The 6911-nt window shown below is 67.6% G+C and carries 6 protein-coding genes, 1 tRNA gene and 1 pseudogene; 4 read left to right on the top strand and 4 right to left on the bottom strand.

All coding sequences use genetic code 11. The annotated features are described in order from the left end of the window. Window positions 1-9 precede the first annotated feature (9 nt). Together R5W23_RS24110 and R5W23_RS24115 are read right to left on the bottom strand one after the other, a co-directional pair. Window positions 10-2184, bottom strand: coding sequence for a hypothetical protein (locus tag R5W23_RS24110; RefSeq protein WP_320688518.1), 2175 nt, complete (start codon window positions 2182-2184; stop codon window positions 10-12). A gap of 57 nt (window positions 2185-2241) precedes the next feature. Further along, window positions 2242-3675, bottom strand: a complete 1434-nt coding sequence (locus R5W23_RS24115) for a hypothetical protein (protein WP_320688520.1) — start codon at window positions 3673-3675, stop codon at window positions 2242-2244. A 222-nt stretch (window positions 3676-3897) separates the two neighbouring features. Between R5W23_RS24115 and R5W23_RS24120 the strand changes: the two genes are divergently transcribed. From R5W23_RS24120 to R5W23_RS24130, 3 genes are all read left to right on the top strand, one after another. Beyond that, window positions 3898-3972: transfer RNA gene (locus R5W23_RS24120), tRNA-Pro, on the top strand. Window positions 3973-4162: 190 nt separating this feature from the next. Beyond that, window positions 4163-4390 (top strand): hypothetical protein, encoded by a 228-nt coding sequence (locus R5W23_RS24125; protein ID WP_320688521.1) that lies wholly within the window; start codon window positions 4163-4165, stop codon window positions 4388-4390. Between the two features lie 68 nt (window positions 4391-4458). Further along, on the top strand, window positions 4459-4713 hold the full coding sequence (locus R5W23_RS24130) for a hypothetical protein (RefSeq protein ID WP_320688522.1): 255 nt from the start codon (window positions 4459-4461) through the stop codon (window positions 4711-4713). Window positions 4714-4999: 286 nt separating this feature from the next. Here R5W23_RS24130 and R5W23_RS24135 read toward each other — a convergent pair whose 3' ends face one another. Together R5W23_RS24135 and R5W23_RS24140 are read right to left on the bottom strand one after the other, a co-directional pair. Beyond that, window positions 5000-5161, bottom strand: coding sequence for a hypothetical protein (locus R5W23_RS24135; RefSeq protein ID WP_320688523.1), 162 nt, complete (start codon window positions 5159-5161; stop codon window positions 5000-5002). Window positions 5162-5285: 124 nt separating this feature from the next. Further along, window positions 5286-5435, bottom strand: coding sequence for a hypothetical protein (locus tag R5W23_RS24140; RefSeq protein ID WP_320688524.1), 150 nt, complete (start codon window positions 5433-5435; stop codon window positions 5286-5288). A 759-nt stretch (window positions 5436-6194) separates the two neighbouring features. Here R5W23_RS24140 and R5W23_RS24145 point away from each other — a divergent pair. Continuing rightward, window positions 6195-6911 (top strand): annotated as a pseudogene (locus tag R5W23_RS24145) (hypothetical protein); the annotation flags it as partial.

A 6911-nucleotide genomic window follows, 5' to 3' on the forward strand; every position in this document is an offset into this window, starting at 1 on the left:
CTCGCCGCGTCACCGCCCCTCCCCACCACCAGGACCGAATGACCCCGGCGGCATCCCCCCCATCGGGTTGTTCACGGGCGCCTTCGGTGCGGGGATCGCCAGTGGCACATCGACCCCGACCAACCCGACACTGTTGATGTAAGTGAGCCAGTCGTCGGCGAACTTCTTGACGGCGACCGGGTCGGCCGCTGCACCTTCGGTGGTTGCGAGCCCGAACACTCGCACGAACACGCCCAGCGCGGTGCGGCCGTCGATTGGCAGGTCCCGGGGCAGCTTGTTCAGTTCGGCAACGTATCGCTTGAGGTCGGCCGGCCGGGCCTTGGCGAGGTAATAGTACAGTGCCCATGAGGTGGCGTTCGCCTTGAGCGCCAACCGCTGCTGCTTGCGCCGGAGCAGCAGTGCGGGGTCCTCCTCCGCGGACAGGACCGCCCCGGACGTTCCCGGCGTACCGGGCAACCCGGGGCCGCGCCCCCCATCGCCCTCCATCCCGGGGCGCCCGAGTTGCCCGGGTTGCCCCGGAAGCATCGGCTGGGCGGGGTTCGGGTTGGCCTTCTTTACGACCTTTTTCGGCGGAGCCGGGTCGGGATCGTCGCCGTTCTTGATCCCATTAAAGTACACGTCACCGAGCACGTTCTCGAGCAACCGGTCGGCGTCTTGGGGCAGTTCCTTCTTGGAAACGAGGTCGCGGAAGTGGCGCTGGAGCACGTAGTTCGGCCCGCCGTAACCGGTGGCCAGCGCGACGTGCATGTAGGGGGCGTCGTCGTCGCCGACCGTGACGTAGGCCGGGCCGCGCGGCCGGGTGAAGAAGTTCACCGCGCCGTTGGTCAGCCACACCGGGAGCGTCACGTGCTGCGGCAGAACGCCGGTCGCGTACAACAGTTGTCTGGAGCCCTCGCGGCTGACCGCCGCGATCTCCGCATCGTCGATCGCCAACCGCTCGACGGCGGCCAACGTGGACGCGTGCGCCACGTCGTCCGGCTTGGTGCCGTTTTGCCCGGTGAAATCGATCTTGGGGTGCTTGCCCGAAAGCAACTGCTGGCGGCTGAACCCGCGCCCGAAGAGTTGCTGATTCTGCCGCAAAAACGTCTGCCCCACATCGTCCATGCGCTCGGGGGACAGCACCAGCAGCCCGTGGTCCGGGGCGTAAAACGCGTCGGATATCGGCAGCCCGTCGAGCGCGCGGTTCAGGCTGCGTACCCCTTCCGGCCCGGGGGCGAGCACCGCCACGAGCGGCTTGGTCGGCACCGGGAGCGCCTCGCCCCGGGTCGCGTGCCACAGGAAGAAGGCCTTGAAGTTGTCGTTCAGTTGCGTCGCCCGTCGCACAACGTCCGCCGAGTTGTTGTCCGCCGCGATGACCGAGTAGTGGCCGAGCGTGGTAACGTTTCCGTTACGGAAGTCGAGGCGCTCCTGCCACAGCGCGGCGTCGCTCGGGGCCCCGGGGCTGTCGGCCACGGCCTTTCGGACCGCGGACCAAGCGGCAACGAACGGCTTCACGTCCCGTTCGGGAATGGTCACCTTCGCGTTCTGCGCGGCCGCGACCAGTTCATCGGCGTAGGTGACGGCTTCAGCGACCATTCCCGCTTGCAGCGCCATCACGATCGCGTCGTACAGGACGCGGCCGTCGGTCCGGTTCTGGCGCCAAGCGGCGTACCGATCGAGTACCTCCGTGTGCCGGGTCTGCTTCGGTCCCGGTCTGGTGAGCAGTTCCTCGTAGAGCTGAACGGTACTGCTGTCGACGAACAGGTACGCTGCGAGCTTCTGGCCGTAATGCTGCAACTCGATTTTCCGAAACTCGGGGTTGAGCTGCGGATGGATGGGACTGTTCTGGAGAAGGCGCCCCCGCTTCAGGTCGCTTTCGAGTGGCACGACGACCACAATGGACCGCGTGGGATCCGCGGCGGCGGCGCTCGGTGTACCGACCGAGCCGGGAGCGCCCGGTCCGAACGACCCCATCGCGCCCGGGGGCGACATTCCCGGTGATCCGCCGCGCGGCCCCGGCCCGCCGAACGAGCCCGGAGGCGCGACGCTACCGGGTCCGACACCACCCGGCCCGCCGGGGGCCGATTCGCCGCCCGGGGTCGCCCCGCCGCCTTCGAGCAGCACCCGGATGATGATGTACCCCGCGAACGTCGGCGTCGCCCCGACGGTCGCGAGAACCGCCAGTGACAGCAGGAACCGTCTCATTCGACCCTCTCCAGCGGGAATCTGTGGGTTCGCCCGTGCGCCTCCGCAGGCGGGCGGTCACTTTTGTTTCGGCCCGAATTCGATACTGGTCGCCGTGACGCCCGGCAGCAGCGTGGTGCTGCGGTTCGGGTTCGCGCGCAGCGCGGCGAGGCGGCTCCGGAGCCCTTCGATGTCGACCTTCGCGCCAATGTCGGGTTTGCCGGTGGCATCGACGCGATCCATCGGAGCGAGCACCTTGGGGATCGTGTCCTTGTAGAACTCTTCGACGCTGACCGGCACCCGCGCGGCGTCGTAGGCGTTCGGCTTGGCCACATCGAAGTCGGGGTCGAACAGCGGGCGCCAGTTGCGGACCGCGACGGCGATCCGCAGGGAGTACGAGCGCCACGGCAGCCGCCGGTCGAAGGCGTCGGCCGCGCGCGGGCTGGCGAACGTAATCAGGCCCGCGGTAACCGCTTCGAGCGCGGCATCGGCGTTGTACTTGAGCGGAGCGATGCGCACCCCTTTGACCTGTACCGGCGCCATGTTGCAGATCCCGATCACGGCTTCGGCCGTGTCCGCCGGACCGGGTGCCGGCACCAGCGCCGGGTCCGAGAGCGCGACCCGTGCAAGGGTGTGGACCGGGTAAATGACCTGCCCGCTCGCGTCGGCGGAGCTGACGTACCGGAACTGGGCGAGCGCCTTGATGGCCTGTCGGCGCACCAGCGCGACGACCGCCAACTGGTCCTCGGCGGCCTTTGCAACTTTGTTCTCGGGAAGGCCCGCGACGAGCCGCGCCGGGTCGTTCACGCCGGCGTCCAGCACTTTAACCAGTTCGCCCACGAGGTTGGGCTCCTCGGTCTGTGCGACGTGGTTGCGGGTCTTGAGCCAGTCGGCGTCGTAGGCCGCCAGCAGGTTCGCGGCGCCCTGGAGCGAGTAATACTTGATCTCGGTGCGGGTGTTGGCGTTGCCGATCAGCTCGGTGAGTGTCGGGTAGTGGGCCGCGGAGCCGGAGCGGCACACGATCGAGAGCACCCGGGCGGCGTTGACGCGCACGATCGGGTCCGGGTGCTTCTCGATCAGCTCCTTGAACGCCGCGTCGAGCGCGGCGCCGAGCTCGCGGATGTAAACCGCGTGTTCGGGGGTGGGCCGGGTGGCCCCCGGCGCGGCCTCGAGCGTGAACCGAGCGATGTCCTGGAGGATTCCGTTCGGGCCGTCGATGGACAGGTGGAGCGTTCCGGGCGAGTCGAGCTTGAACTCTTGCGGCGTTTTGTAGACCGAGGGGTGCGCGACCACTTCGGCATAGTATTTGGCGAACTTGGCGAAGTGCTCCTTCGCCTCTTTTAGTTCGGTGGCCGGAATCCCCTTCGGGGCGTCACGGTACCCGATCACCTTCTCAACGGCAGAGCTGTCTTTCTTGGGGAGCGGCGGGGTCTGCCCGGGGGCGGGTCCAGCGAACAGCGCGAACCCAACGCCGGCGAGCAGCGTCCAGCAGATGCAGCGAGCGAGGGCCATCGGTTTCCCCGAACCATGAAATGGGTTGGGCTAATACTAAGAACGGTGCCGAGCGAGTTTCTGTTGGCCGATTCTTTCAGGCTAACGGGCTGATGCGCGGGTTGCAAGGGAGCAGCGGCGGGGTTCATGAGTCGCGGGGCATTACAGTTCGCGTGACCGGTTCGGAAGCCACCCGTTGCCGTTCGGCCCTCCGGACGTTACAAAGCAAGAGTTGGATGATTTCGGGCCGTAGCGCAGCTTGGCTAGCGCGCTTGCTTGGGGTGCAAGAGGTCGTGGGTTCAAATCCCGCCGGCCCGACTGTAGTGGCCTGATCAGCTACTACAACTGGAGCGACGTTCCGTTGGAACCGGGCGTCGCCCCATCTGAGGTGCCACCTGTTTCAGACCAGGTGGCACCTCCTTTTTCCAACAACTACCCCCACCCCATCGGGCACCAGCCCGGTGGGGTGTGCTCGTTCCCGCGCCCATCCGAGTTGCCAAGGCTGGGCATGGGTACGGTCGCGCCGGAATCGAACGTTTTACTCGACGTGGTGCTGCCCGACGGTTCGTATGCCGTGCTGTTCCTGCCCCCTCCCCAGGTCGGGGACGAGGTCCATTACCGCGGCGTCCGTTTTTGGGTCAAACGTGTCCACCGGTTGAGCCACCTCTCCCCGTTTCACTCCCGCGTGTGGCTGACGACCCCGCCGGCCGTTTCCGCTGCGCCCGCTTCGGGCTGAAGGCGGACCGGTCCCCCGGTCCGCGATGCGGTTGGTGTTCCCTTCATTCCGGCTACAGGAAGTCGCCCTTGAGAACCAAATTCGCCCCGGACGGGCGACTCGTTGAAGCACTGGACGCACTGAACCGTGCCCTCCGGCGGTTCGAGTTCCCCGCCCCCGCGGTTCGCCCGGGGGCGATGTGGCCGGAACTCGACACGGCCCTGCACACCCGCGAGGTCCGGCTGCACCGGGCGATACGGGAGCGCCTGCGGGCGGAACTGCTCGACGTCCACGCCCGCGTCCGGCACCTGGTGAACCTGGCGTCCGAGGCCGCGGACGGCTGACCGGTGCTCACATGCCGCTTCGGATCTGGCGAGCGGTCGCGGGGGCTGAATCACCCCCAAGAACATCAGGAGCGCGGCCAGGTCGCGCACAACCTTGATCCACGCGCGGACGATCTCCGCGGCCCGGATGCTCCGGGGCTTGTCATTCGGCGGTGTGTGTGAGATCATCTCAGTAGAGCCTTGAGCACCGCACGTTTGGCTTTGGCCGGCACAGCTTTCGGCCATTCGCGCGGAACACGGGTCAGGATGCGGCCGGGGACCAGTTCCCCGGCCTCGTTCTTTTGGGTTAGCTCTTCTGCTCGGCGGGCGGCGACTTGACCGCGGCCCACAGCAGTTCGTTGACCAACTGCACCAGGGGCTTGTCCTCGTCCAGCGCCCGGCGCTTGAGCTCGCGGCGCAGTTCGAGGGTGGTGTCGACTCGCAATTCCACACGCGACGGTACGGGCACTGGCGCTCTCCTGGGTGACCCTCACCGGCGGGAATCCGCGGAAGGGTATGACGGTATGTACCCGAGTCCTGGGGCCGAAAATTGGGAACCTGATGCCCCACTTCCCGGCCCCACTTTGGGGGGCTTAGTTCTTCCGCTCGGCGGGCTTGGTGAGCCCCTCTTTCAGCAGCTCGATGAGGAGCGCCGTGAGCGTCTTCTGCTCGTCAATGGCGCGGTGCTTCAGGGCAGCGTGCATCTCGCCGGACACTTCCACTCGCAGGTTCACGGGCTTCATCGAACGCTCCGGTTGATCGGGGGGACAACTTAGTTACCCCTCTCGAACTCACCGGACGAACTTTTTTCACACTTTGGCCCGCCCTTCCCCGCCGCTCCTTCTTTGCAAAACGGCCCCTTCCTGCCCCGATCGGGGCACGATTTGAAACGTTCCTCAGCCGCGCTACCAAAACGCAACCGCGGCCCCACCACGGCCGCCAAACGCGATCGGCCTCTTTCCGGGTCCCTACGGGCCGCCCTGCGGCCGGGTGTCTCGGGGCGGATCATCGGGGCGGATCATCGGGGCGGATCATCGGGGCCGGAACCGGGGGCCGGCGGGGGTGCCCACCGCGACGCCTTTCGCCTTCGCCTTCGTCTTTGGAATTCTTCCAAATGCGAAGGCGAAGGCGAAGGCGAAGAAGCGCAGTCCCGGGGCCACGCGCGGCCCGGCCGGACTGACACGCGGTCACCGCCCCACGGACCCCACCCACGGTCACCCGCCACCGCACGCAGCCGGAACGACCGCACGCAGTCCCCCCCGACCACGCGCAGTCGGAGCCGACCGCGTACGCAGTCCCGGCGACTGCGTACGCGGTCGCCCTTTCCGGGGGTGGCGCCGGGGGACTCCGAGGGAATTTTCGACGGGGGGGACGCTTGACCGAGGGCGGGGCGCCGGGTAGGTTCACCCAGCCTGCTCGTGTTGGTTACCGGGTCTGAACTTCGTGGGTCGTCCCACGATGCCGGGTTTCATGACCAGATGAGCGGGTTGGGTAACCCTTTCATGCCACGGCTCACCTGGAGCGACAGCTCCCAGGCCGTTGCGCTGCCGCGCGTCCGCGTGGAGCGATTCAACGGCAAGTCTCGTTACCGCGTTCACCTGCTCGGCGAAGTGCGGTGTCTCAGGGTCCACAAGCGTGCCGGCGAAAACACGATGCCGTGTTTGGCCCCGGATCCGTGTCCGTTCTGTGCGGACCCGATCTGGAAGCCGAAGCTGGAGTGGTTCGGCCCGGCCCTGCTGATGGACAAAAAAGAAAACCTGTGGGTGCCCGTCGTCGCGGTGTTCACCAGCGGCGGGGGCAACAAGCTGCGGAAGTGCGCGCCCGGCCCGCACCGGGGGCGGATGCTCGACGTGTACCGCGTGGGGCAGGGAACCGCGCAGGGCGGGATTCTGGAGGTGAAGGAGCTGGTCCGGGTGGACCCGCTGGTGCCGGAGTTCGACGTGCTGCCGCACCTGCACCGGCTCTGGTTCCCGAACGAAGCGGTTCCGGTCGAGGCCGAGGTTCCGGCCGCGGTCCCGTTCACCCCCGAACAGGCCCCGTCGATCGCGGAAGCGAAGGCGGAACCATTCCGGGTGTCGGAGGACGTGAAGAAGGCGCTGCACCGGTACGCGAAGACCGGCCAGCGAGACGAGGAGCCGGCACCGGCTGCACCGGAACCACCCCCGCCCGCAGCACCGGCCCCGGTACCGACAGGCTTCGTGCAAGTCCCCCCCCCCCCC

This window comes from Gemmata algarum (assembly GCF_034097035.1).
In the GTDB taxonomy this organism is placed as follows: Bacteria; Planctomycetota; Planctomycetia; order Gemmatales; family Gemmataceae; genus Gemmata; species Gemmata algarum.